Annotated in this window: 26 protein-coding genes and 4 pseudogenes; 28 read left to right on the top strand and 2 right to left on the bottom strand. The window is 34.8% G+C overall.

Translation table 11 applies throughout. The features are described 5' to 3' along the window. Window positions 1-45: 45 nt before the first annotated feature. On the bottom strand, window positions 46-627 hold the full coding sequence (locus tag IGB25_RS10975; RefSeq protein WP_211065040.1) for an AraC family transcriptional regulator: 582 nt from the start codon (window positions 625-627) through the stop codon (window positions 46-48). Between the two features lie 169 nt (window positions 628-796). Further along, window positions 797-1,219 (bottom strand): hypothetical protein, encoded by a 423-nt coding sequence (locus IGB25_RS10970; protein WP_211065039.1) that lies wholly within the window; start codon window positions 1,217-1,219, stop codon window positions 797-799. 290 nt (window positions 1,220-1,509) lie between these two features. Between IGB25_RS10970 and IGB25_RS10965 the strand changes: the two genes are divergently transcribed. From IGB25_RS10965 to merTP, 28 genes and pseudogenes are all read left to right on the top strand, one after another. Further along, window positions 1,510-1,926, top strand: coding sequence for a hypothetical protein (locus tag IGB25_RS10965; RefSeq protein WP_211065038.1), 417 nt, complete (start codon window positions 1,510-1,512; stop codon window positions 1,924-1,926). 111 nt (window positions 1,927-2,037) lie between these two features. Further along, on the top strand, window positions 2,038-5,880 hold the full coding sequence (locus tag IGB25_RS10960; RefSeq protein WP_211065037.1) for an efflux RND transporter permease subunit: 3,843 nt from the start codon (window positions 2,038-2,040) through the stop codon (window positions 5,878-5,880). A 10-nt stretch (window positions 5,881-5,890) separates the two neighbouring features. Further along, the gene (locus tag IGB25_RS10955) at window positions 5,891-7,138 is read left to right on the top strand and encodes a TolC family protein (protein WP_211065036.1); all 1,248 of its coding nucleotides are present in this window, start codon (window positions 5,891-5,893) and stop codon (window positions 7,136-7,138) included. Window positions 7,139-7,145: 7 nt separating this feature from the next. Beyond that, window positions 7,146-8,537 carry an efflux RND transporter periplasmic adaptor subunit gene (locus tag IGB25_RS10950; RefSeq protein WP_211065035.1) on the top strand — a complete coding sequence of 464 codons (1,392 nt, stop codon included), beginning with the start codon at window positions 7,146-7,148 and terminating at the stop codon, window positions 8,535-8,537. Continuing rightward, window positions 8,527-9,024, top strand: coding sequence for a DUF3347 domain-containing protein (locus IGB25_RS10945; RefSeq protein WP_211065034.1), 498 nt, complete (start codon window positions 8,527-8,529; stop codon window positions 9,022-9,024). Before IGB25_RS10950 ends, IGB25_RS10945 begins: the two co-directional genes overlap by 11 nt. 24 nt (window positions 9,025-9,048) lie before the next feature. Beyond that, window positions 9,049-9,597: a DUF3347 domain-containing protein gene (locus IGB25_RS10940; RefSeq protein ID WP_211065033.1), complete on the top strand. Its 549-nt coding sequence runs from the start codon at window positions 9,049-9,051 to the stop codon at window positions 9,595-9,597. 75 nt (window positions 9,598-9,672) lie between these two features. Next, window positions 9,673-10,020 (top strand): P-II family nitrogen regulator, encoded by a 348-nt coding sequence (locus tag IGB25_RS10935; protein WP_211065032.1) that lies wholly within the window; start codon window positions 9,673-9,675, stop codon window positions 10,018-10,020. An 11-nt stretch (window positions 10,021-10,031) separates the two neighbouring features. Continuing rightward, entirely contained in the window at window positions 10,032-10,457 is a 426-nt protein-coding gene (locus IGB25_RS10930) for a hypothetical protein (protein ID WP_211065031.1), read from the top strand. 140 nt (window positions 10,458-10,597) lie between these two features. Then, on the top strand, window positions 10,598-11,164 hold the full coding sequence (locus IGB25_RS10925; protein WP_211065030.1) for an AraC family transcriptional regulator: 567 nt from the start codon (window positions 10,598-10,600) through the stop codon (window positions 11,162-11,164). Between the two features lie 65 nt (window positions 11,165-11,229). After that, window positions 11,230-11,481, top strand: a complete 252-nt coding sequence (locus tag IGB25_RS10920) for a hypothetical protein (protein ID WP_211065029.1) — start codon at window positions 11,230-11,232, stop codon at window positions 11,479-11,481. A gap of 130 nt (window positions 11,482-11,611) precedes the next feature. After that, window positions 11,612-13,906 carry a multicopper oxidase domain-containing protein gene (locus IGB25_RS10915; protein WP_211065028.1) on the top strand — a complete coding sequence of 765 codons (2,295 nt, stop codon included), beginning with the start codon at window positions 11,612-11,614 and terminating at the stop codon, window positions 13,904-13,906. A gap of 125 nt (window positions 13,907-14,031) precedes the next feature. Then, window positions 14,032-14,124, top strand: a complete 93-nt coding sequence (locus tag IGB25_RS14995; protein WP_240032148.1) for an SHOCT domain-containing protein — start codon at window positions 14,032-14,034, stop codon at window positions 14,122-14,124. 65 nt (window positions 14,125-14,189) lie between these two features. After that, complete coding sequence (locus IGB25_RS10905) at window positions 14,190-14,765, top strand: hypothetical protein (RefSeq protein ID WP_240032147.1); 576 nt, start codon at window positions 14,190-14,192, stop codon at window positions 14,763-14,765. A 35-nt stretch (window positions 14,766-14,800) separates the two neighbouring features. Next, window positions 14,801-14,989 (top strand): SHOCT domain-containing protein, encoded by a 189-nt coding sequence (locus IGB25_RS10900; RefSeq protein ID WP_127844240.1) that lies wholly within the window; start codon window positions 14,801-14,803, stop codon window positions 14,987-14,989. 6 nt (window positions 14,990-14,995) lie between these two features. Further along, window positions 14,996-15,382 carry a DUF302 domain-containing protein gene (locus tag IGB25_RS10895; RefSeq protein WP_211065027.1) on the top strand — a complete coding sequence of 129 codons (387 nt, stop codon included), beginning with the start codon at window positions 14,996-14,998 and terminating at the stop codon, window positions 15,380-15,382. A gap of 51 nt (window positions 15,383-15,433) precedes the next feature. Then, the gene (locus IGB25_RS10890; protein ID WP_211065026.1) at window positions 15,434-16,036 is read left to right on the top strand and encodes a DUF3347 domain-containing protein; all 603 of its coding nucleotides are present in this window, start codon (window positions 15,434-15,436) and stop codon (window positions 16,034-16,036) included. Further along, a pseudogene (locus IGB25_RS10885) lies at window positions 16,037-16,490 on the top strand (heme-binding domain-containing protein). It abuts the gene before it with no gap. Window positions 16,491-16,512: 22 nt separating this feature from the next. Further along, window positions 16,513-17,072, top strand: a pseudogene (locus IGB25_RS10880) (DUF3347 domain-containing protein). 558 nt (window positions 17,073-17,630) lie between these two features. Next, entirely contained in the window at window positions 17,631-18,179 is a 549-nt protein-coding gene (locus IGB25_RS10875) for a potassium channel family protein (protein WP_211065024.1), read from the top strand. 20 nt (window positions 18,180-18,199) lie between these two features. Next, complete coding sequence (locus IGB25_RS15670) at window positions 18,200-18,466, top strand: hypothetical protein (protein WP_371815902.1); 267 nt, start codon at window positions 18,200-18,202, stop codon at window positions 18,464-18,466. Window positions 18,467-18,509: 43 nt separating this feature from the next. Continuing rightward, on the top strand, window positions 18,510-18,683 hold the full coding sequence (locus IGB25_RS15665; protein WP_371815901.1) for a hypothetical protein: 174 nt from the start codon (window positions 18,510-18,512) through the stop codon (window positions 18,681-18,683). Between the two features lie 60 nt (window positions 18,684-18,743). Next, window positions 18,744-19,262: a DUF2911 domain-containing protein gene (locus tag IGB25_RS10865; RefSeq protein WP_247653493.1), complete on the top strand. Its 519-nt coding sequence runs from the start codon at window positions 18,744-18,746 to the stop codon at window positions 19,260-19,262. 1 nt (window position 19,263) lies between these two features. After that, window positions 19,264-19,974 (top strand): PepSY domain-containing protein, encoded by a 711-nt coding sequence (locus tag IGB25_RS10860; RefSeq protein WP_127137398.1) that lies wholly within the window; start codon window positions 19,264-19,266, stop codon window positions 19,972-19,974. Between the two features lie 5 nt (window positions 19,975-19,979). After that, window positions 19,980-21,783, top strand: a pseudogene (locus tag IGB25_RS10855) (efflux RND transporter periplasmic adaptor subunit). Window positions 21,784-22,044: 261 nt separating this feature from the next. Further along, window positions 22,045-22,611 (top strand): AraC family transcriptional regulator, encoded by a 567-nt coding sequence (locus tag IGB25_RS10850; protein ID WP_211065022.1) that lies wholly within the window; start codon window positions 22,045-22,047, stop codon window positions 22,609-22,611. Between the two features lie 81 nt (window positions 22,612-22,692). Continuing rightward, window positions 22,693-23,339, top strand: a pseudogene (locus IGB25_RS10845) (class I SAM-dependent methyltransferase). Between the two features lie 142 nt (window positions 23,340-23,481). After that, window positions 23,482-23,856: a metalloregulator ArsR/SmtB family transcription factor gene (locus IGB25_RS10840; RefSeq protein WP_008992796.1), complete on the top strand. Its 375-nt coding sequence runs from the start codon at window positions 23,482-23,484 to the stop codon at window positions 23,854-23,856. After that, window positions 23,853-24,446 carry a mercuric transport protein MerTP gene (gene merTP, locus IGB25_RS10835; protein WP_211065021.1) on the top strand — a complete coding sequence of 198 codons (594 nt, stop codon included), beginning with the start codon at window positions 23,853-23,855 and terminating at the stop codon, window positions 24,444-24,446. Before IGB25_RS10840 ends, merTP begins: the two co-directional genes overlap by 4 nt. Window positions 24,447-24,461: the final 15 nt, after the last annotated feature.

Raw genomic sequence — 24,461 nt, 5'->3', positions numbered from 1 at the left:
TTAACCATTGCCTTAAGCTTTTGTCTGCATAACTTTCGTTGATATCTATATAATTTCATCATAGAAATTCCGTTTCCAATTTCCTGTGTTTTTGTAATCGGTCATACTCATTCCCACCACTTCCTTAAACTGTCTAGACAGGTGGTTGACACTCATGTAGTCCAATAAATATCCTATATCTGAAAAGGAATGTTGTTTAAGCTGAATGAGCTCTTTGACTTTTTCTATTTTTAATTTGATAAAGTACTTTTCAATGGTTGTCTGTTGATTTGCTGAAAACAATCTGCTCAATGTCTTGTAATCTTTATGAAGTCTTGAAGCCAATAGTTCAGATGTTTTTACCTTAATATGTAACGGTAGCTCTTGCAATTGTTCTATTAGAATAATCTTGATTCTTTCTGTGAGCATTTCTTCTTCTTTTTGTACAATTTCAAAATCATTAGCGTGAAGCACAGTTGTAACAGCTTCGACAATTTCATTGCTGGTTTTTTTTGGTGCTTCTACCAATAATCTTCCTAATTCTAATGAAAGCACAGTAACTCCCAATTCTTGTAGTTCTTGCTTAATAACTTTTAAGCAGCTTCTACAGACCATATTCTTAATCCAAAATTCTTTGGGTCCTTTCATAATAATCGATGTATTGCTATTAGGCATTTTGCCAAATAGTTTGAATTTTCTTAATAGTACAAGGTTAATAGTGTTGTTGAGAATTGGGGATAGCAACATTTAGCCAGAAGATGTTCTTTGGCTATAATAGAGGATACAGATTGATATGTTCAATCTGCAAGGAAGAAAATCAAATTAAGTAAGTCTCGTAAAGAGTTTGTATGTCCTTGGATATCAAGGGCGACCTATATTGTTTAAAAGGAACTATATTTTTTTCAAGCCCTTCAAATAAATTTACATAAACGTAAAAAAAAGTATTAAGGAAAATTACGGTTTCTGACTCAAGTTTTGTATTAGCCTTTTTAATGGTGTCATTTCCAGTTTTTACAAAAGATTCATTACTACAACAGTCTTTTTCTTGTAACGTAGTGCACTGCTTTAACGGTGAATCTTTCTTTTGAACCTTTTCTGTGCAGGTTTTTGCTTTGTTCCAAACAGCTATATCTACCAATTGATTACAACAAAAATGCATATCTACCGTAAAAGAAGAGGTAGAAAACAGTATTAAAACTGCTAAAAAGAAAGACAATATTTTAGTAAAAAATGTTTTCACATTGTAAAGTTAATAAATTTTGTTTAACATTAAAGGATTTTGGAAAATAAAATTAAACTGTTCAATTATTTTATTATCAGTTTTTTACAAAAAAACAACAAAATTAATCAGTACAAATATAATTCTAAAAGTTCAACAGAACTATGATTTATATCATATAAAGGAAGTCGCAAAAGAATTTTATTTGCAAATAATATTTAAGCGGTTTCGTGCAAAATAAACATTGATAAATCAAAAAAAATTGTTAAATAAACAAATTGAGATAAATTTTTTATAAATTTGCAACATTAATGAAAAAAGTTTTTCATAAAATATCATCCGTTTGTTTGGCACTTATCGTGCTATTGTCAACAGTTTCTTTTACTATTGATAGTCATTACTGTGGCGATACTTTAGTGGATTCATCTTATTTTGGTTCTGCCGAAAGTTGTGGTATGGATTTAGCACAAACTAATTCTTCAAAGGAAGATACTCTTGAAGGAAAGAATTGCTGTAATAATGAGCAAATTACCATAAATGGGCAAAATGAGTTAAACGTTTCGTTTGATAATCTTACAAATGACCAGCAAATTTTTGTTGCAACATTTGTATATGCTTATATCAACCTTTTTGAAGGTTTAGAAAACGAAGTATCGTCATTTTCGCAATACCCACCACCACTTATTGTCAAGAATATCTACAAGCTTGATGAGGCTTATTTAATTTGATTTTTAAACAATAGACTTTATTATCCAATGGATGCTTTTCCATTAGGATAGTTTTATGTATATTTGGTATTTTCTTTATACCAAAGTTTAATTGTTTAATTATCAAAATTTATGTTAAATAAAATTATCCGTTATTTTCTCGAAAATAAGTTAATAACATTTATATTACTCGCCGCATTTATTGTTGGAGGTTATGTAACCGCTCCGTTTAATTGGGAAAGCTCTTTAATAGAGAGAAACCCAGTACCTGTTGACGCCATTCCTGATATTGGCGAAAATCAACAAATTGTATTTACCGAGTGGATGGGGCAATCACCTCAGGATATAGAGGATCAAATAACCTATCCATTAACAACAGCATTACTTGGTATTCCAAACGTGAAAACCATACGTAGTAATTCAATATTTGGACTTTCTAGTATTTACATCATATTTGAAGATGACGTTGATTTTTACTGGAGTAGAACTAGAATTCTAGAAAAACTAAATTCTTTACCACCTGGGCATACAGTACCTAACGAGGTAACACCAGCACTTGGACCTGACGCCACAGCATTAGGGCAAGTATATTGGTATACTCTTGAAGGTAGAGATGCTAAAACGGGCAAACCAACTGGAGGTTGGGACCCCCAAGAATTGCGAACCATTCAAGATTTTTATGTGCGTTATTATTTAACCGTCGCCAGTGGTGTTGCCGAAGTAGCTTCCATTGGAGGCTTTTTAAAAGAGTATCAGATCGAAATAGATCCTGATGCTATGAAGGCCAACAACGTGGACGTTAAAATGATAATGAACGCTGTTAAGAACAGTAACCTAGATATTGGTGCCAGAACACTTGAATTCAACAGTGCCGAATATCTAGTAAGGGGATTAGGTTACATTAAAAACCTAAGCGACCTCGAAGAAAGTGTAGTTACTGTTCGAGACAATGTCCCAATACGTTTAAAAGATGTGGCTAAAATACAGTTTGGACCAGCAGGTCGTAGAGGAGCACTTGACAAAAGTGGTGTGGAAGCTGTAGGTGGAGTAGTTGTTGCACGCTATGGTGCCAACCCGCAAGCTGTAATTAAAAACCTAAAGGCTAAAATAGATGAAGTTGCTCCAGGATTACCGTCTAAAACACTAGAAGATGGCACAGTTTCCAAAGTAACTATTGTACCATTTTATGACCGTTCTGGTTTAATTCAGGAAACCATTGGAACTCTAGAACTAGCGCTCACTCATGAAATACTGATTAGTATTTTGGTGGTAATCGTATTGGTTCTTAATCTTAGGGCTTCCATATTAATTTCGAGTATATTGCCCGTTGGCGTATTGATGACCTTTATACTAATGAAATATTTTGGCGTAGATGCCAATATTGTTGCCCTTTCGGGTATAGCCATTGCTATTGGTGTAATGGTCGATGTGGGGATAGTTTTTACCGAAAATATAGTCAGGCATCTGGAAATGCCCGAAAATGAAGGCGTAAGAGGTAAAAAATTGGTGCAGGTCATTTATATTGCTACGGTGGAGGTTGCAGGAGCTGTAATTACGGCTCTTGCTACCACTGTTGTGAGTTTCATACCAGTATTTGCAATGCAAGCCGCAGAAGGGAAGTTATTTAGTCCTTTGGCGTGGACCAAAACATTTGCGTTGATTTCAGCAATGCTCATTGGTATTATGTTTATTCCAGCCTTGGCAAAGGTTCTGTTTTCCATTAGAATTGATTCAAAGCGAACGAGTCGAATATTTAATGCAATCTTAATAAGTTTTGGATTTGTTTTCCTAATCGCTTACGGAAGCATTATTGCCATAGCCCTAATTGCCACTGGTATAAATAATCTATTGACACAAATGCCGGAAAAAACCTTTTTAAAAGGAAAATTAAAGCTTCCCTATTCCGAAAAAACAGCCAATTATGTCAATATAGCCATCGCAATTGTAATTTTAGTCTACTTCCTGACTATAGAATGGATGCCTTTAGGAGTTGCTAACTCTACATTTGTCAATTTTATTTTTGTGATAATAGTAATAGGTGTTGTTTTGGGGGCATTAATGGCTGTAGTGTATTTTTACAAAAGCATTTTAACCTGGTGTTTAGATAATAAATGGAAATTTTTATTGATCCCCATTCTGGTGGTTTTCTTCGGAATGACCATTTGGTTAGGGTTTGGCAAAGTCCTTGGTTTTATGCCGGAATTCACTAAAAACAATGTGGTTTGGGAAAAACTGGACAAAGCTCTCCCTGGGTTGGGTAAAGAGTTTATGCCAGCCTTAAATGAAGGGTCATTCTTGCTAATGCCCACTACCATGCCACACTCTAGTATTTCTGAAAATATGGAAGTTATTGCAAGTATTGATAAACACGTCATTACCATCCCTGAAATCGGGTCTGCGGTAGGTAAATGGGGACGTGTAAACTCTGCTCTTGATCCTGCACCTACATCCATGTATGAAAACACCATAAATTACATTCCAGAATATATTCTTGATGAAGATGGACACAGAGAGCGTTTTAAAGTTAATAAAAACAACGCTTTTGTATTAAAAGATGGTACCACCTATACATATGGTACTGACGAGTTTCGTAAAATAACAGAAGAAGAACTTATTCCAGATGATGACGGTGAAAACTTTAGGCAATGGCGAGAGCATATCCAAAAACCAGATGATATTTGGAATGAAATTGTTAAGCACGCCAAATTCCCTGGGTTAACATCAGCTCCAAAACTGCAACCTATCCAAACACGATTGATTATGTTGGCAACAGGTATGCGAGCACCAATGGGGATCAAAGTATTTGGACCCACCTTGGAGTCGATTGAAAAAGTTGGGTTTGAATTAGAAAACATTCTAAAGGAAGTACCAAGTGTCAATCCACCAACCGTGTTTGCAGATAGAGTTGTTGGTAAACCTTATTTAGAAATGAAGTTAAACCGTCATAACATGTCTAGATATGGACTATCCGTAAAAGATATGCAAATGCAACTCTCGGTAGCCATAGGTGGAAAACAACTAACTACAACTGTTGAAGGCAGGGAACGTTTCCCAGTTCATGTACGCTATGCAAGGGAGTATAGAGATAATCCTGACGATATCAAGAAAATATTAATCCCAACGCCTGCAGGTGTTCAAGTAGAATTGGGTGAATTAGCTGATGTTACTTATGTTAGAGGACCACAAGTCATAAAAAGTGAAGATACCTTTTTAACAGGCTATGTTATATTTGATATGAAAGAAGGCTATGCTGAAACCAATGTGGTTGAAGATGCACAAGCCCTTATCAAACAGAAAATGGATAGTGGCGAATTTACATTACCAGCAGGTGTAACCTATCGTTTTACGGGAAATTACGAAAACCAGATAAGAGCATCAAAACGTTTAATGATCGTGGTGCCTATTTCTCTGCTTGTAATTCTGTTAATTCTATATTTTCAGTTTAAATCAATGATTCCTTCACTGATGGTTTTCTCTGGTATCTTTGTAGCTTTCGCTGGTGGTTTTATCATGATTTGGTTATATGGACAGGAATGGTTCTTGAATTTTGATGTATTTGGGGTATATATGCGTGATTTGTTTCAGATGCACACCATAAACCTGAGCGTCGCCGTTTGGGTAGGTTTTATTGCCTTGTTCGGGATTGCAACCGATGATGGGGTAATTATGGGAACTTATCTAACTCAAGTATTTGATAAGAGACATCCAGAAACCGTTAAAGAAATTCGGGCTTCGGTAATTGAAGCAGGCTCAAAAAGGGTTCGTCCCGCAATGATGACCGCGACGACTGCTATCATTGCTTTAATCCCTGTACTTACATCTAGTGGTAAAGGTTCCGATGTGGTTATCCCCATGGCAATCCCTACATTTGGTGGTATGCTGTTACAGGTCATGACCATGTTTGTGGTACCTGTGCTTTACGGTATGTGGAAAGAGAAAGGATTAAAAAAACAATTAAAACAAAGTAATGCTTAAATTTATAAAGATGACAGCGAATACTAAAACATATTTTTTCTTAAGCCTGATGTTGATGCTTACCACAAGCCTTTTCAGTCAAGAAAATCTAAATAACTATCTCGAAATAGCGACCAATAATAACCCTGCCCTAAAAGCAAAATTCAACGATTATATGGTCGCCATGGAAAAAGTACTCCAAGTAGGTGCTTTACCCGATCCAAGTGTTGCTTTTGGGTATTTTATTCAATCGCCGGAAACAAGGGTTGGACCGCAAAGAGCAACTTTTAATTTAGCACAAAGCTTTCCTTGGTTTGGCCTCTTGAGTGCACAGGAAGATGTTGCCACCGAATTGGCAAAAGCTAAATATGAAGACTTTGAAAACACAAAATCCAATATTTTCTTTGAAGTAAAAACAGCTTATTATAATTATTATTTTATTGAAAAGGCTATTGAAATAACAAAAGAGAATATCGAGATACTCGAGGTTTTTAAACGCCTATCATTAGTTAAAATTAAAGCTGGAACAGCCTCTATTGTTGATGAGTTGCGTGTGGAATTGGAGTTGAACGATCTGGAAAATCAATTAGCACTGTTTCTGGACACCAAGGATGCCTTACAGGTAAAATTCAATAACCTATTGGATATAGATGATAGTTCTGAAATTATCGTTCCGGAAGTCTTGTGGCAGGAAGAAATTCCTTTAGATCAATTAAGTATGCTCGATGAAATTTATGCGTCAAACCATCAAATAAAAAGCATAGAACATAAATTGAATGCCTTTTTAAATCAGGAAATTGTTGCACAAAAACAAGGTTTACCAAAATTCACAATAGGACTTGGTTATACCATTGTTAGTGAAAATGCTGGATCTTCGGTTTCAGATAATGGTAAAGATGCTTTCTTGTTTCCATCGGTAGGTGTTACTATTCCTTTATATCGAAAAAAATATAAAGCCTTGATTAAGGAAGCACAGTTTAGGCAAGAAGCCGAAATTTCCAGAAAAGAGGACAAAAAGAACACCTTGAGTTCGTTGTATGAAAACACGTATAAGGATTTTAACGATGGCGACCGTCGTATTGCATTAAACCTAACACAGTCGGAAATTGCCAAAAAAGTATTGGACATTTTAATTACGTCGTACTCTACTAACGCCAAAGACTTTGAAGAAGTATTGCGTATAGAACGGCAATTACTCAAGTACGAATTAGAACATCAAAAAGCATTAACCGATAAAAATGCCGCAGAAAGATTTATGGATTATTTAATAGGAAAATAAAAACATCATGAAGAAATATAAAAATTATATCATAGCAGCCGGTATTTTAATACTCGGAATTATTTTAGGAAATGTGTTTTCTGGAGGAAGTTCAGAAACTACACATGCAGATGGTGAACATGAATATGTTCAAGACAAAGAAACGGGTTTGTGGACCTGTTCTATGCACCCGCAAATACGCATGGAAGAACCCGGAAATTGTCCTATTTGCGGAATGGAACTTATTCCTTTGGAAGAAGATAACGGTTCTTCAGAAAACATTGCGACCAACGAAATTGTAATGAACGAAGAAGCCTATCAGTTGGCAAATATACAAACCACAATAGTTGAAAAAGCGAGCGCTATTAAAGAAATACGATTATTGGGCAGGGTAAAACCAGACGAACGAAGATTGTACTCTCAAGTTTCCCATATACCTGGACGTATAGAACGTTTGTACGTGAACTTTACCGGAGAAAAAGTTTATAGGGGTCAAAAAATTGTGCGTATCTATTCACCTGAATTAATTTCTGCTCAAAAAGAATTGTTTGAAGCCATTAAATCTAAAGATATATACCCACAGCTTTATACGGCATCACGCAATAAATTAAAGCTATGGAAGCTGTCCGATAAACAAATCGATGCCATCGAAGCAACTGGGAATGTGCAGGAACAAATCGATATTCTATCCGATCATACAGGCTATGTCATGAATAGAAATGTTGAGCTTGGAGACTATATCAAGGCTGGAGGTAACTTATTTGATATTGCCAATCTAAGCTCTGTTTGGGTGATGTTTGAAGCCTATGAAGCCGATATTCCATGGATACACATTAACGATAAGGTAAGTTTTACCATACAAGCTATTCCTAGTAAAACCTTTGAAGGAAAAGTTACCTACGTTGATCCTTTTGTTTCACCCAATACACGAGTTGCAAAAGTACGTGTAGAAGTAAAAAACCCATCAAACACGCTCTTGCCGGAAATGTATGCCAGCGGTATCATTCAGGCAAAAATGAAAGGTATGGAGAACGCTATTGTTATACCAAAATCGGCTGTGCTCTGGATCGGAAAACGCGCTGTGGTTTATGTAAAAGTACCACACGATAAAACCATTTCATTCGTATATAGAGAAATAGAACTTGGACAGGATATGGGGCAGTTTTACATTGTTCAGGATGGTTTGGAAGAAGGCGAAGTTGTTGCCACAAATGGCGTGTTCAGGATTGATGCCTCAGCACAATTGTTGGTCCAAAAAAGCATGATGAACCCTGAAGGTGGTAAGGTAAGTACAGTCCATAATCATGGTGGCATGCCTATGGGAGATGATGCAAATGCAGATGGTGTCGATCATTCTAAAATGGATATGAGTGATTCAAAAAAGGATGCTTTGAAGAGACCATACCAAAATGGAAAATGATTCTGACCACACAGATATGAACCAGCGTATCACTACAACCGACGCGTTTAAAGGTCAATTAGAACAAGTGTTCAACGCTTACATTAAACTAAAAGATGCTTTTGTAGGTGATGATAGCCGTACAGCCAGTACATCGGCTAAAACCTTATTGAATGCCATGAAAAAGGTGGATATGAAACAATTGACAGATCATGAAGCACATAATCACTGGATGACCATTTCAAAAGAAGTTTCAGGATCGGCTAGTTCTATTTCCGAGATTTCAGATATTGAAGAACAACGTAGTCACTTTAAGCATTTATCAGCACATTTATCTAAAGGTGTAAAACTATTTGGAGTAAACCAAAAAGTTTACGAACAATTTTGCCCAATAGCTGACAACAATAAAGGTGCTTACTGGCTAAGCCTTAATGAGCCTATTAAGAACCCGTATTTAGGTGCTAAAATGCTTACTTGTGGAGACACGAAAACAGTAATTGTAAAATAAAAAAAACTTTAAAAATAAATACAGATGAAAACTTTAAAATTAAAAGTGGTAGTAATGATAGCTTTTATAATAAGCGTATCAAATTTCACATATGCTCAACATAATCATGGCAATATGAAAATGAATAAAGACAATCATGCCATGATGGATCATAGTGATAATATGGTAAAGTTGAACGACAAAAACCTGACCAAAGCATATATGCATTATACAATGATTAATAAGGCTCTTGTTGATGCCAATTCCGAAAAAGTACAAAAGGCTTCAAAGATGCTTGTTGGAAATTTAAAAAAGTATGGTAAAGCGGAAGAAGCCTTAAAGGCGACCATGGAAATGGCATCAAAATCCAATGTCATGGAGCAACGTATTGAGTTTGGAAAACTTACAACGGCATTTGAACCTTTTTTAAAAGACAATGTTGTTAAAGGCGAAATCTATAAAACATTTTGCCCAATGGCTAATAGTGGAGAAGGTTCATACTGGTTTTCCAATTCCAGTAACATTGTAAACCCTTATATGGATAAAGCCATGGCGAGTTGTGGAAGCGTAAAAGAAACATTTAAGTCTATGTGATTAATAGCAGAAGCTGGTTTATCAATGTTTTTTATGACATTTTTAAGCCAGCTTATTAATCAAAAAAATAAAGTCATGAAAGAAATTAAAGCATTTATCCGAAAAGAAAAACTCAATGAAGTTGCAAAACACTTAAAAGAAAATCAGTTCTCTTGCTTTACAGTTTTTGAAGGTGAAGGAGTTGGCGATTATATAGATCCAGAGACAGAATTTCCGAGTTTAAATTTTCCGTTTTTACACCATAAAGTGGTTAAAATTGAAATGGTTATAGAAAAGGAAAAAGTAGATAAAATTTTAGATATTTTAACAAAGCATGCCCAAACGGGCAAAAGAGGTGATGGACTTATCTATGTTAGTAATATAGACTTTAGCGTTAGAATTAAAACAGGAGAACATAATAATGGTAGCCATGTGGCACAATAAATAAAGAAATCATGATAAAACAAGTAATTATTATAGCGCTTTCAATCATTACTTTGATTGGTTGTAAAAATGAAACCAAGAAAGTAGAAGTTGCTGAAACCATAGATAAAAATAAAGTTGAAGTTAAAACAGAAACAACACAAGAGGATTACCAAGTAGGCTCTCAGGTACCAAATAAATTGGTCTGTATGGTGAACAATGCTTACATGGGAAAACCTCAAATAGCAGTGCCTGTTAACGGCAAGACTTATTATGGCTGTTGCCAAATGTGTGTGGGTACACTAAACGAAAAGGAATCTGCCAGAACCGGTATTGATCCTTTCAGTAATAAACCGGTAGATAAAACGGATACCTACATTGTATTGATGAAAAAAGAAGGGGAAGTGGCTTATTTTGAATCCAAAGAGAATTATTTAAAATATAAAAAATCAAATTAAAGGGTTTTTGAATGAATCGTTTAATAATACCACTTTTTATATTCACGAATTGTGATTTTAACCTCAAGATTAACCAATATAGAACTCGTAAAGCTGTATTACGTTCAGTCCGCCATTGTCAATAACCTAATAACCTAATTATGGTAAGAGAGATTTTTGTAAAAAATATGGTTTGCGATCGATGCATTAAAGTGTTGAAAGATGAATTAAGACAGGCTGGGGCAAAGGTTATAGAAATTGAGTTGGGCAGAATAAAACTTGACCTTAAAGATGCTATTGACAGGAATAAGTTGGATCATATCCTAAATGAAAACGGTTTTTTATTAATTGATGCACCAGAGCGACTTTTGGTTGAACAAGTAAAAATTGAACTAATAAAACTGCTACAGCATCTACCATTGCAACTCTATGAAAACCTATCGGTTTATTTAGAAAATAAAATGGGGCAGGATTATTCCAAAATAAGTAAGGTTTTTTCATATACAGAACAAGTTACCGTCGAAAAGTACTTTATAAAATTGAAGATTGAAAAGGTAAAGGAGCTTATTCAAATACAAGAATACAATTTTACCGAAATAGGACAACTGCTGGATTATAGCCATATCAACCATTTAAGTAGTCAGTTTAAAAATGAAACAGGAATGAGCATGTCAGCATATAAATCCCAATATAAGAGCTTTAGGAATTTTTTGGACAAAATTGTATAGATAATCTCCATAATTATGACACAAATTATTGAAAGCCAGGAGTATTTTTGAAAAAAGCATATAATATGCAAATGAAACGATTAACTAATAAATTATTAATTTTTTTATCAACTTTCGTGACCATTGAGGCACTCGCACAAGGCAAGCCATCTGTTGAAGGAAATGTAGATAATTTATCTATAAAGGAATACACTATTACCCTTCGTGAAGAAATGATCAACAAAGCAGGAAAAGAGGTTAAGGGTATTACTATTAATGGTGGTATCCCAAGGTCTACTTTCGAATTTACAGAAGTGAATATGCGGTTATCTATCTAAAAAATGACTTTAAGAGCATAATATATAGAATATGCTATGGTCAATTACTTAACCAGTTAATAATTAACTGAAAAGCGATAAGCTATTTAATCGCATTGCTTTAAATTATTATAAAATAAAATTAGGAACTATGAAAATAACAAACATAATCAATACAACACTTCTATTGTTCCTTACCTCGGTTACATTTGCCCAAGTAGGCACAAACGGTGATGACCGTAAAGAAGAAGGACGACCCGTCAAAGAGTATAACCTTACCTTGGAACAAAAGGAGATGACCCTTGGAGGCGTAACGGCCAAGTCAATGACCATAAACGGCCAAATTCCTGGTCCAGTCTTGGAATTTACCGAGGGAGACCTTGCCATAATCAATGTGACTAATAAAATGGATGTGGAAACATCAGTGCATTGGCACGGATTAATACTTCCAAATTTCTATGACGGTGTTCCATATTTAACAACACCACCTATTGAACCAAGTGAGACATTCCAATACAGAATTCCAATCAATCAGTCTGGAACTTATTGGTATCATTCACACACAATGTTACAAGAGCAAAAGGGTGTGTATGGTTCCATAATCATTCAGCCTAAAGAAAAAACATTGGATTATGATAAAGATTTGGTAGTGGTATTGTCTGATTGGACCAATGAAAAACCAATGAATGTACTACGTAACTTAAAGAGGGGTAACGAGTGGTATCAAGTTAAAAAGGGTACAGCAGTACCGTTGAGTAGGGTAATTAAAGAAGGTGCTCTGGGAGCACAGTTCAAATTTTGGCGAGACCGTATGGAAGGTGCAGATATTGCAGATATCTACTACCCTGCATTTTTAACAAATGGTAAAAAACAAGCAGACTATCCAGAATTTCTACCAGGTGAAAAAGTAAGGCTTCGTTTTATCAATGCATCGGCATCTACCTATTATTGGATGGATTTCGGAGGGGGTAACCCAATGATTGTTTCTAGTGATGGTATTGATGTGGAACCTATATCAAAAAGTCGCTTCCTTTTCGGTATTGCTGAAACCTATGATGTAATTGTCACCATTCCAGAAGGTACAGTAGAAATTACTGCCACGGCACAGGATGGTTCTGGGGATACCTCTTTACGTATAGGACAAGGAACACTTTATCCCGCAGAAAGAATTGACAGACCAGACAAAGTGGAAATGATGAAGCAAATGGCTAAAATGGATATGAAAATGGGCGCACCTGCTATGGTAGGAAATCAAAAGAAAAAGACACCCGAAGTTTTGATGCAGAAGTATGGGATGAAGATGGATATGAAAGAAGGGCAAATGAATATGTCTATGAAAGATGGCGCAATGAATGATAAAATGAATATGGATGACCATATGAACCATAATGACCAAATGATGCAAAAAGACACTTCTTCATTTGATTACAACACCCGAAAGACCTATTTCAACTATGATTTTTTAAAGGCAAAAGAAAACACCACATATAAAGCAGATTTACCAGTAAATGACATTTTATTGAACCTAACTGGAAATATGCAGCGTTACGTCTGGAGTATGAACGGTGTACCCTTATCGGAAACTGATAAAATAAAAATCAAGGGTGGCGAGGTAACAAGAATTACCCTCAATAACCTGACAATGATGCACCACCCAATGCACCTTCACGGGCATTACTTTAGGGTGATTAACGAAAATGGAAAACGTTCCCCGTTAAAGCATACCGTTAATGTGCCGCCGATGCAAAAAGTTGTAATCGAATTTTATAACGAAGAGTATGGCGATTGGTTCTTTCACTGTCACGTACTGTATCATATGATGGGTGGTATGGCAAGAGTGTTTAGTTACGATACCCCAAGGGATGATAGAATGGCAGATTATCCAGTTCAGAAACTAATTGATGAGACAGACCATTATTATTCGTGGGGATTGGCTCGTGCAGGTTCAAATTTTAATGAACTCTTTTTAACGTCGAGCAATATCCGAAATGAATTTGGTTTGAGAACAGAGTTCGATTACGACCAAAATCTTGAAGCCGAAATAAGTTATAATAGGTATCTGAACGATTGGGTACGTGTTTATGCAGGAGTAAATACCGAAACGTCAACACCAGATTCTTACGATACATTTAATACCGTAGGATTGGTTGGTGTAAAGTATTTTACGCCTTATAGATTTAATGTAGATGTGAGTATGATCCATCAGCTACGCCCAAGAATACGTTTGGACAGAGAATTATTGATTTTTCCAAGAATTTTTTTGGAAGGCGAATACGAATACAGAGCAGATTTTGGATGGGTCAATGATTTAGAGAATAATAAATCATTTGAAAGCGAAACACAATGGTTGGTAGGAGCTTCATATATCCTTTCAAGAAATTTTTCAATACAAGGAAATTATAATAACCGATATGGTTGGGGCGGTGGATTATTGGCAAGATTTTAACAATTTAAAAATACAAAACTATGGACTATAAATGGGATTTTATAATTGTTTTCTGAGTAATATTTCTAGGCATTCTCATCTATGCAGGAGGAAAAAAAATAAAGCGCTCTAAAAGTTCAAAGGCTATGGACATATTGAATGAGAGATACGCAAAAGGGGAAATATCGAAGGAAGAATATGAAGAAATAAAACAAAAAATCAACTCAAAAATCGAATGATTAACAATAATTGATCACGATTAGAGAATAAATAACTGAAATATTAACAATAAAAAATATCAAGTATGAAAACAATTGTAAAAACAGTATTGATTATCGTAACAATTGGCACATTGGTCAGTTGCAAATCAGCCTTCAATGCCAGCGAAACATTACAAGTTGAAGAAAATAGAAATGCCATTTATCAAGAAATCATTTCAAATCCTATTCAGTTTGCCGATTTTATCAAGGAGGCACAAAAAAATAAGGATGCAAAAAAAATAATGATGAAAACCCATATGGAGCAGATGGATTCTGGAAATACGAAAATGATGATGGAGAAGAATCCTGAAATGAAACAAAAAATGCAATCACATATGCAAATGATGATGGAGAAAAATCCGGAAATGATGCAAAAGATGCAATCCAAAATGCTAGACAAAATGATGGGTAGTGAGAAAGGCCGTAAAATGCTGATGAAAAAAATACACAACAATGAAGAAATGAAAAAGGCAATGAAAGAACGGATGAAGAAAATGATGGACGAAAACCCTGAAATGATGAAGGAAATGATGCAAAAAATGATGAACGATCCAAAGATGAAGGGAAAGATGCAAAAAATGAAGGGCAAGAAGAAGAACGCACAAAGCCATAAGCACTAAAAAGAACTGGATATGAACAATAAAAATTTTCAATTATGATGATGTGGTGGTGGATATTGATACCGATTGTACTGGTATTGGGCATATTTCTATACAATGGAAAAAACAGACAATATACTGTAAAGAAAGAAAATCCTCTGGATATTCTGAACAGCCGATTCGCCAAAGGCGAAATATCCAAAGAAGAATACGAAGAACAAAAACGAATGTTGAACAAAAAATAAAAGCTAATGAAATACTATTTTAATAAAACGATCAATGGAACTTTTGAAGATGTTATTGATAAAGTTACCCAAGGATTGAAAGACGAAGGTTTTGGCATACTCACAGAAATTGACGTCAAAGAGACCTTAAAAAACAAACTGGATATAAACTTCAAAAAGTATAGGATTCTAGGGGCTTGCAATCCTCCCTATGCTCACAAAGCTTTGCAAGCAGAAGATAAAATTGGAACGATGTTGCCTTGCAATGTCATAGTTCAGGAAATTGAAGCAGGCACCATTGAAGTAGCAACAGTAAACCCAATGGCATCGATGCAGGCAGTGGAGAATGAGAAGTTGAATGAGGTTGCCAATGAAATAACTGCAATGCTAGAAAACGTAATTGAAAAACTATAAAATACATTTCAAAAAGTAATACAAATAAACACAAACATAAATTAAAACAAAATGAGCAAATTAAAATCAACATTAGGTATAGTTGCAATAGCATTTATAACCATAACAGTAATGTCTTGTAAAGACAACAGCAAAGAACAAAATAGCACGGATGGAGACCATTCAGAAATGAACCACGATAACAGTGATGGTCATCACGACGGCGAAAAGAGGGAAATGGCAATGGGTGGAGATAGTAATACACAAGCGGTATTAAATGACTATTTCAACTTAAAGAATGCCTTGGTGGGAGATGATAATGGCAAAGCCAAAGAACTTGGGGCAACCCTAGCAACATCCTTAGGAAATTTTGACGCCTCACAATATAACGATACCCAGCAATCGGAATTAAAGGATATTGTAGAGGATGCAGTTGAACACGCAGAACACATTTCAGAAAGTGATATAGCACACCAGCGCGAACATTTTAAAGTTTTAAGTAAAGATGTTATAGATATGGTTGCTATAACAGGAGCAGAGATGAAGCTTTACGAGCAGTTTTGCCCTATGTATGATGGCGGTACAGCTTGGCTAAGTACTAAAGAGGAAGTGCGCAATCCATACTATGGTAGTCAAATGTTAAAATGCGGCAAAGTACAACGTGAAATTAACTAAATGAAAATTGTAAAGATTATAGCAATAGATACTACTGGTAGCGTTCGTGGGAATTCAATTTATTCCGACTACACGAAATCAAAGTGATACGGTACCCGTAACTGATTTTATGTTGGTTAACAATGTTCCGGAGAACATTCAAAATAAGTTACAGGTTTCCTGCTATGATTGCCACAGTAATAATACGCAATACCCTTGGTACAATAAAATTCAACCCGTTGCTTGGTTTTTGGAAGACCATATCAAAGAAGGAAAAGCTGAACTTAATTTCAACGAATGGGATTCATTATCCAGCCGAAGAAAAGCAAGTAAGTTAAGGTCTATTATCAAGCAGATTGAAAATGGCGAAATGCCTTTGGATTCTTACACTTTGATACATAGTGAGGCAACATTTACAGAAGAGGAAGCGAAAGAGGTAATTAATTTTATGACACAATTAAAAGACAATTTATAAACTATAATTAAATATAATAAAAATGAAAAATTTAAAAATGAGTATAGCAGAGTGCTATTGTTAGCAGTTTCTTTTACCAACGCACAGGAAAAGAAAAAAATGAACCACGATCACGAAGATATGAAAATGGATCATAGTAAAATGACAACTATGAAAAATGATGCAAAAACAGAAACAATTTTAAGTGATTACTTTAATTTAAAAAATGCTTTGGTTGCAGATGACACCAAAAAAGCGACCCAAGCTGGGTCTAAATTGGTAGTTTCTCTTAAAGCTTTTGATACGGACAGTTATTCAAAAGAAAATCAAGAAGAATTAGAAGATATTATAGAAGATGCCGTAGAGCACGCCGAGCATATTTCTGAAAGTGCCATAGACCACCAGCGCGAACATTTTAAGACCTTAAGTAAGGACATAACAGATTTGGTAGCTATTACGGGAACAAAAAACACGCTTTACCAACAATTTTGCCCAATGTACGATAAAGGTAGTGCGTGGTTGAGTACCAGCAAAGAAGTAAAAAACCCATATTACGGTAGCAGAATGCTTAAATGTGGAAAAGTGCAAAAAACTATTCAATAAATAATCCCCTGCCTTTAATACTCTTTTAAATATACTGGTTTATTAGTTAACAGTAGCTTAGGAGATGACAGGGTTACCTGAATAGTTGTAAAGTCCTGTCGTGGGAAGGAAAACAATGTTGATGATTAGTGTTAGTTCCTTCCCAAGTCAGGCACAATGAACTTTTGAAAAAGAGAAGTTGATTTGGTTAATAGCGACCTGAACTGGGAGAGAGATTAAATCCCTAAATATAGCGTCTCTCTTCCTAGGTCGGGCAAATTAAAATTTCGCAGAAAAGAAGTTTAGTGAAGATGCTTGATTTTGAGGGGTAAAAATTTGGTTGGTTCATTAAAGTTTACCTCTCATCTTCAAGTATTATTTATATGGTTTTGCAAATAACAATAAAGAAAAGAATTTATAACAATGAAAGAATGTTGCAAGAACGGTTGCCAACAAATAATAGGTAAATCTGTGGTTAAAAAATGGCTCAATTATATAGTATATACAATCCTAATATTAATAGTTGGTGGTGCATTGGCACTTCAATTATTTAGTTAAGAGCTTAAATTAAAATGGTTAATGACAACAAGAAAAAAATCTGAAAACACAGGGTTTTACAAACAACTATTTAAAAAGGTATTGTTTACTGCAAGTGTAATCACTGCACTATCATTAAGTTATACTTTATGGGCAGATTTAGATTCTGATAACCAGTTTCTTGCGCTTATAATTGTTGGTATGGCTTTGGTGAAAACGGTTTTTATTGTCAGGCTCACTTTTATACAGCTAAGTAAAATAATAGGCGAAAGTCATCAACTTACACACGTTCTAACATTATTTGCTGTGTTAATTATTTTGATTGTTCTTTCGTTTTCAGCAGACTACCAAGCATTATATATTTTAAGTTCGGAAAATTTTAAATCAACTACATCACTCAACAGATCATTTATACCTCAATTTTTCGAGTTTATATATTTCAGCTTAATTACTTTTTCATCGGTTGGGTTTGGTGATGTAGTACCATTAACTATTTCGGGAAAACTTTTAGTGATGATGGAAGTTTTTTTAAGCTTTTTGGTACTCGTATTTGGTATAGCCAACATAAATAGAATACACGTCAATAAATAAAACATTATAAAACCAAAATTATGAAAACACTAAAACTAACAACAATCCTAATGCTAATTATGTTTGCCACAGGCCAACTGTTTAGCCAAAACGCAGATTCAGGAACAGAGAAAGAAGCTGTTCTAAAAGTAATGAAATCATACAAAGATGCCCTACAAAACCTAACGACAGAAGGTACGTTCGAGTTATTTGCCAAGGATTCCGAAGTATTTGAATCAGGTGGTATAGAGGGTACACTATGCAAACTACATAGAACATCATTTAGGACCAGAATTAGGGCATTTTAAGAAATTTGAATTTTCAGATTATGAAATTGATGCGGAAGTAGATTTGCCTTATGCATTTACTACTGAAACCTACATCTACACTATCGTGCTCAATCCAGATGAAAAAGGCGAAAGTAGAACGATAAAGAAAAAAGGAGTGGCAACGTCAATCTTAAAAAAGATGGATGGTAAATGGAAGATTATTAAAACACATTCTTCGTCAAGAAATACAAAGTAAAATCTTATGAAAAAAAATATCCACCTTTCTGTATTACTAATCGTCTCTTGCAAACAAGATGTGAAAAAGGTAGTTGTTGAGGAAAAAGCCACAGAAACTTCTGCAGAACCAGATAAAAAGAAACCTTTGAGCCCACATACATCAACGATGGCAATGATAGGCGATGCCCATATTCATATCGATTATTCGTCGCCAGGCGTAAGAAATAGAATCATTTTTGGTGGGTTGTTGGCTTATGACCAGTTGTGGCAAGCGGGTGCACATATGGCTACCTGGATAGAAACTAATAAGGATTTAATTATTGATGGTAAAATGTTACCTGCCGGTAAATATGGGTTTTTTACTATTCCATCAAAAGAAGAATGGACCATAATTTTTAATTCAAATTGGGACCAACATGGCAAGGACGAGTATGAGGAGAAGGATGATGTCTTGCGCTTCAAAGTTAAACCCATCATTTCAGATGAAGTTACCGAACACTTGGAATATCAAGTGAACAAGATTAATGACAATGAAGGTGCAATTTCATTGAGTTGGGAGAAGGTCTCTATAAAATTCAACTTTAAGGTAAATCAGTAATATGGTAAATAGACATACAGCATTAAAAATAAGAAGAGTTCATCGCTATTTAGGTATTTTCTTAGGTATTCAGTTCTTGATATGGACGATTAGCGGGATGTACTTCAGTTGGACAAACATTGATGACATTCACGGCGACCAATTCCGTAATATGGAATATGCGCCAAAAACCTTTGACAACCTTATTAGTCCTTCACTTATTAAAGGTAATGAAGGCATTCGTGATATAGAAATCAGGGATATCAATAACGAACCGTACTATTGGATTAACAATCAGCAATTGTATAATGCGAGAACTGGCGAAGCGAAAAAGACTATTTCTCAAGATGAAGCCTTGTACATTGCTAAAAACCAGATGATGGAGAATTTAAAAGTAGCTAATATCCAACGGATAAGTGAAGTGGGTGACCATCACGAATATCGTGAAAAATTGTTGCCAGCCTATGTTATCTCTTATGATACGGATGAAGCGTTGAAAGCCTACGTTTCAATAACAGATGCAAAATTCCAAACGGTGAGGCACAGGGCGTGGCGCTGGTTTGACTTTTTATGGATGACACATACAATGGATTATGAAGGCAGGGACAACTTTAACACCATTGTTTTAAGAGCATTTTCACTTTTGGGCTTAATTACTGTTTTGAGTGGATTTTTGCTCTGGTATACGTCATCACCGACCATTAGAAAAATTAGTAAAAAAAATAAAAAATAAATATTATGAATAAAAACATCATTTACATAGGTGTTGCGTTGATTGTTGGCCTATTGGGTGGCTTTCTAATTTTTGGTGGAGATTCTGCTGATAGTGCAACAAATGAGGTTATGGAGAATCACAATCATTCAGAAGAAATTGCTTCTAATCAAATGTGGACTTGCTCTATGCATCCACAGATTATGCAACCAGAACCTGATGACTGCCCAATTTGTGGAATGGATTTAATACCTGCTGAAGCAGGAGCAGATGGTCTTATGGCAGATCAGTTTAAAATGACAGATAATGCAATGGCATTGGCCAACATTCAAACATCCATTGTTGGTGAGGGTGAAATCGGGAATAATTTTCTAAAGTTATCTGGAAAGATAAAAGCCAATGAAGAATCCAATGCTGTACAAGTAACCTATTTTGGTGGTAGAATAGAACAATTATATGTTAATTCTACTGGAGAACGTGTTGGTGCAGGTCAACGCTTGGCCACCATATATTCACCAGATTTAGTTGCGACTCAGCAAGAGTTACTTACAGCCTCATCTATAAAAGAATCGCAACCAGAATTGTATAAGGCTGTAAAAAACAAGCTTAAATTATGGAAACTTTCAGAAAAGCAAATTAATGCCATAGAAGTCGCTGGAAAAGTGCAAGAATATTTTCCGGTTTTTGCTACAGTTTCAGGAACAGTGACCCATAAAATGGTAGAAGAAGGTGACTATGTAAAACAAGGACAGCCCTTATATAAAATAGCCAACCTCAATACGGTTTGGGCAGAATTTGATGCCTATGAGAATCAGATTGCTTCCTTGAAAGTTGGTCAAACCATTAAAGTGACTACCAATGCGTATCGCAATGAAGTATTTGATGCAAAAGTTTCATTTATTGACCCTTTATTAAATTCTTCTACACGTACCGTCGTAGTTAGAGCAGTACTTAATAATAAGAACGACCTATTTAAACCAGGTATGTTTGTCGAAGGTAAAATTGAAGGTGCTCAAGAAAGCACTTCAAGTAAAATAACAGTTCCTGCTACAGCTGTGATGTGGACTGGTGAACGTTCTGTAGTTTATATTAAAACTAATCCTAACGAAGCTGTTTTTGAAATGAGAGAGGTCTTACTCGGTAATGCCAATGGAGACACCTATACCATAATTGAAGGTCTTCAAAATGGTGATGAAGTGGTAACTAATGGCACGTTTACAGTAGATGTCTGCTGCACAATTACAAGGCAAAAAATCTATGATGAACACTGCTGGTGGCAAAACAATGACCGGTCACGAAGGGCATTTAGGTATGCAAGGAAACAATTCTGATGATAGTAAGGGGAATACTGACCATTCAGAAATGAAAGAAAGGATAGCTGTTTCAAACAAATTTCAAGTCCAGTTAAAACAGGTGTTTGAGGATTATATTCTTTTGAAAGATGCTTTGGTTAATGATGATGCCAAAAATGCACAACAAGCAGGAATGCAAATAATACAATCCCTGAAAAATGTAGATATGAAGTTGTTGTCTGATGAAAAAGCACATAACCATTGGATGACCATTCAGAAGGAATTAAATACTTCGGCAAATGCTATTTCAAGTAATACGGATATTTCAAAACAAAGAGGGCATTTTAAGCATTTGTCTGCGCATATGATAAGTAGTGTACAGCTCTTTGGCGTCAATGAAAATGTTTATATCCAGTTTTGTCCAATGGCAGACAATAATAAGGGAGCGTACTGGATAAGTTTAGAGGAAGAAGTCCGTAACCCATATTATGGCGAAGCAATGTTAACCTGTGGTGAGGTAAAAGCAACTTTAAAATAAAACGAATTACGGATTAATCAAGTAATCTTCATAAGACCAAAAAATAATCTTGGTTTTATAATGGCGAACGATAATGAGTGAAAGAAGAAGAAATAGACGAAAAAATGAAAGGAAGAAGCATCAACCTAAAAGTAATATCACAAAAAAAGATAAAATTATAGCTTTTGTTGTGATAGTATTGATTTTTGTAATTCTGCGATAGTCGCTGTTTACTATTCTTTACACAAATCTGGGTTAACCTTGTTTTAAAACAAGTATTATATGAATGAGATTATCTATATTAAAAATATGGTCTGCCCAAGATGTATCTCGGCAGTATCCAATATTTTAAAACAACTTGAAATATCCTATGCTTCTATTAAATTGGGAGAAGTTAAATTAGTGTCAACATTAAATGCAAACACCAAAAAAGAGCTTTCCGAAGCCCTTCAAAATTCAGGTTTCAGTTTGATTGACGACCGTAAAAGTCAACTTATTGAGCAAATGAAAACTTTGGTTGTTGAGAAAATACATCATTCCAACGACGAAACCGATTTAAAATGGGCAGATATTATAAGTGGTGAACTTAATTTGGATTACAAATATTTAAGTTCCCTATTCTCATCGGTAGAAAGCATCACGTTCGAGCAATACATCATCAACCAAAAAATTGAACGTGTAAAAGAACTTATTGTCTATGATGAATTAACCTTGAGTGAGATAGCTTTTCAATTACATTATAGTAGCGTTGCGTACTTAAGCAATCAATTCAAAAAAGTAACGGGAATGACACCCACGCAGTTCAAGAAATCTGTGACAAAAAACCGAAAATCCTTGGATGAGATTTAAGGTGTGTTTACCGCTATTAAGGGATATTTAAATCAATAGATGATATATTGATTTACAAATAAACCAAATTTAGATATCAAAATGAAATTAGACAGAAAGAAACATTGGGAAACAGTTTACGAAACTAAAAATCCAGACCAGGTAAGTTGGACCCAAGAAATACCAAAAACTTCACTGGAGTTTATACGTTCGTTCAAACTAAATAAAAAGGCAAAAATTATAGACATTGGTGGTGGCGACAGTAAACTTGTTGACTATTTACTCAAGGAAGGGTATAATAACATTACTGTACTTGATATTTCAGAAAAAGCAATTGCGAAAGCTAAAAAAAGACTGGGAGAAAAGGCAAGTAAAGTAAATTGGATTGTAAGCGACATTGCCGAATTTGAACCAGATACATCTTTCGATGTTTGGCACGACAGAGCAACTTTTCATTTTCTTACAACAGATGATCAGATTAAAAAATATACTAACATAGCGACAAAATTTGTAAGAGGTTATTTAATAATAGGAACCTTTTCACAAAACGGACCAAAAAATGTAGCGGACTTGAAATAAAACAATACAATGAAGAGGAATTAACATCGGAATTAAAAAAAGGATTTGACAAAATTCGCTGTGTATCAGAGGACCACACAACACCATTCAACACCATACAGAATTTTCTGTTTTGTAGTTTTAAAAGACAATTAACTGTAAAGCCAGCAATACCTTCACCTACAAGCTAAAAGAACAGATGTACATTTCGGTAGTTTTAGTTTTTGCAAAACACAAATCAAAACAAAAGGAACATAATGATCAAAATTTACATATCATTCTTTTTTGTATTTAAGTATTTGCTTAAATAAGAAATAATTGTAACTTTGCCTTATGAAAAATAATTCTTGCATTAGACAACAGGCAGATATTGAACAGATAAACCGTTGTAAAAAGACAGTTTCAGAATTAAATGAATCGTTTGACTATTTGGCAAATGGACTTTCTTTAGTCGGAAATAATGTTCGGCTAAAAATTCTTTACCTACTCTTTGAGGAGAAACGACTTTGCGTTTGCGACTTAAGTGATATTCTCGAAATGAATATTTCTGCTATCTCTCAACATTTGAGAAAAATGAAGGACAGAAATTTATTGGAAACCGAAAGAGATGCTCAAACGATTTTTTACTCACTAACCCCTGAATATTCAACATTATTAAATCCGTTTTTTGAAATACTCGATAAAAACAAAGTTTTAGAAACGATATGAAAAGTGAAAACAAATTAATTGGTGCAGGTTTGTTAACTGCAATTACAGCCTCTTTATGTTGTATTACACCCGTTTTGGCTTTAATCGCGGGAACAAGTGGAATTGCCTCAACATTTTCTTGGCTTGAGCCTTTTAGACCTTATCTAATCGGGCTAACAATTTTAGTGCTCGGCTTTGCTTGGTATCAAAAACTAAAACCTCAAAAAGAAATTGACTGCGAATGTGAAACAGACGAAAAACCAAAATTTATACAATCAAAAAAGTTTTTAGGAATTGTAACTGTATTTGCAATTATAATGCTGGCATTTCCATATTATTCATTCATTTTTTATCCAGATAATAAAAAAGAAGTAGTCATTGTAAACCAATCAAATATTCAAACTGTAAACTTTAATGTTCAAGGAATGACTTGTGCTGGGTGTGAAGAAAGCATAAAACACGCTGTAAATGAATTGGACGGTATTATAAATGTAACCCCTTCGTATGAAAAGGGAAATGCCATCGTAGAGTTTGATAAGTCTAAAACCTCTAAAGTAGCTATTGAAAAGGCAATTAATTCAATAGGATACAAAGTTATAAAAGATAAATAAACGCAAAATTACCCA

Origin of the sequence: Flavobacterium sp. CS20 (assembly GCF_018080005.1) — a bacterium.
Classification (GTDB): Bacteria; Bacteroidota; Bacteroidia; order Flavobacteriales; family Flavobacteriaceae; genus Psychroflexus.
Note: the sequence above shows the minus strand (reverse complement) of the source record. Positions and strands in the feature narration are given on the sequence as shown.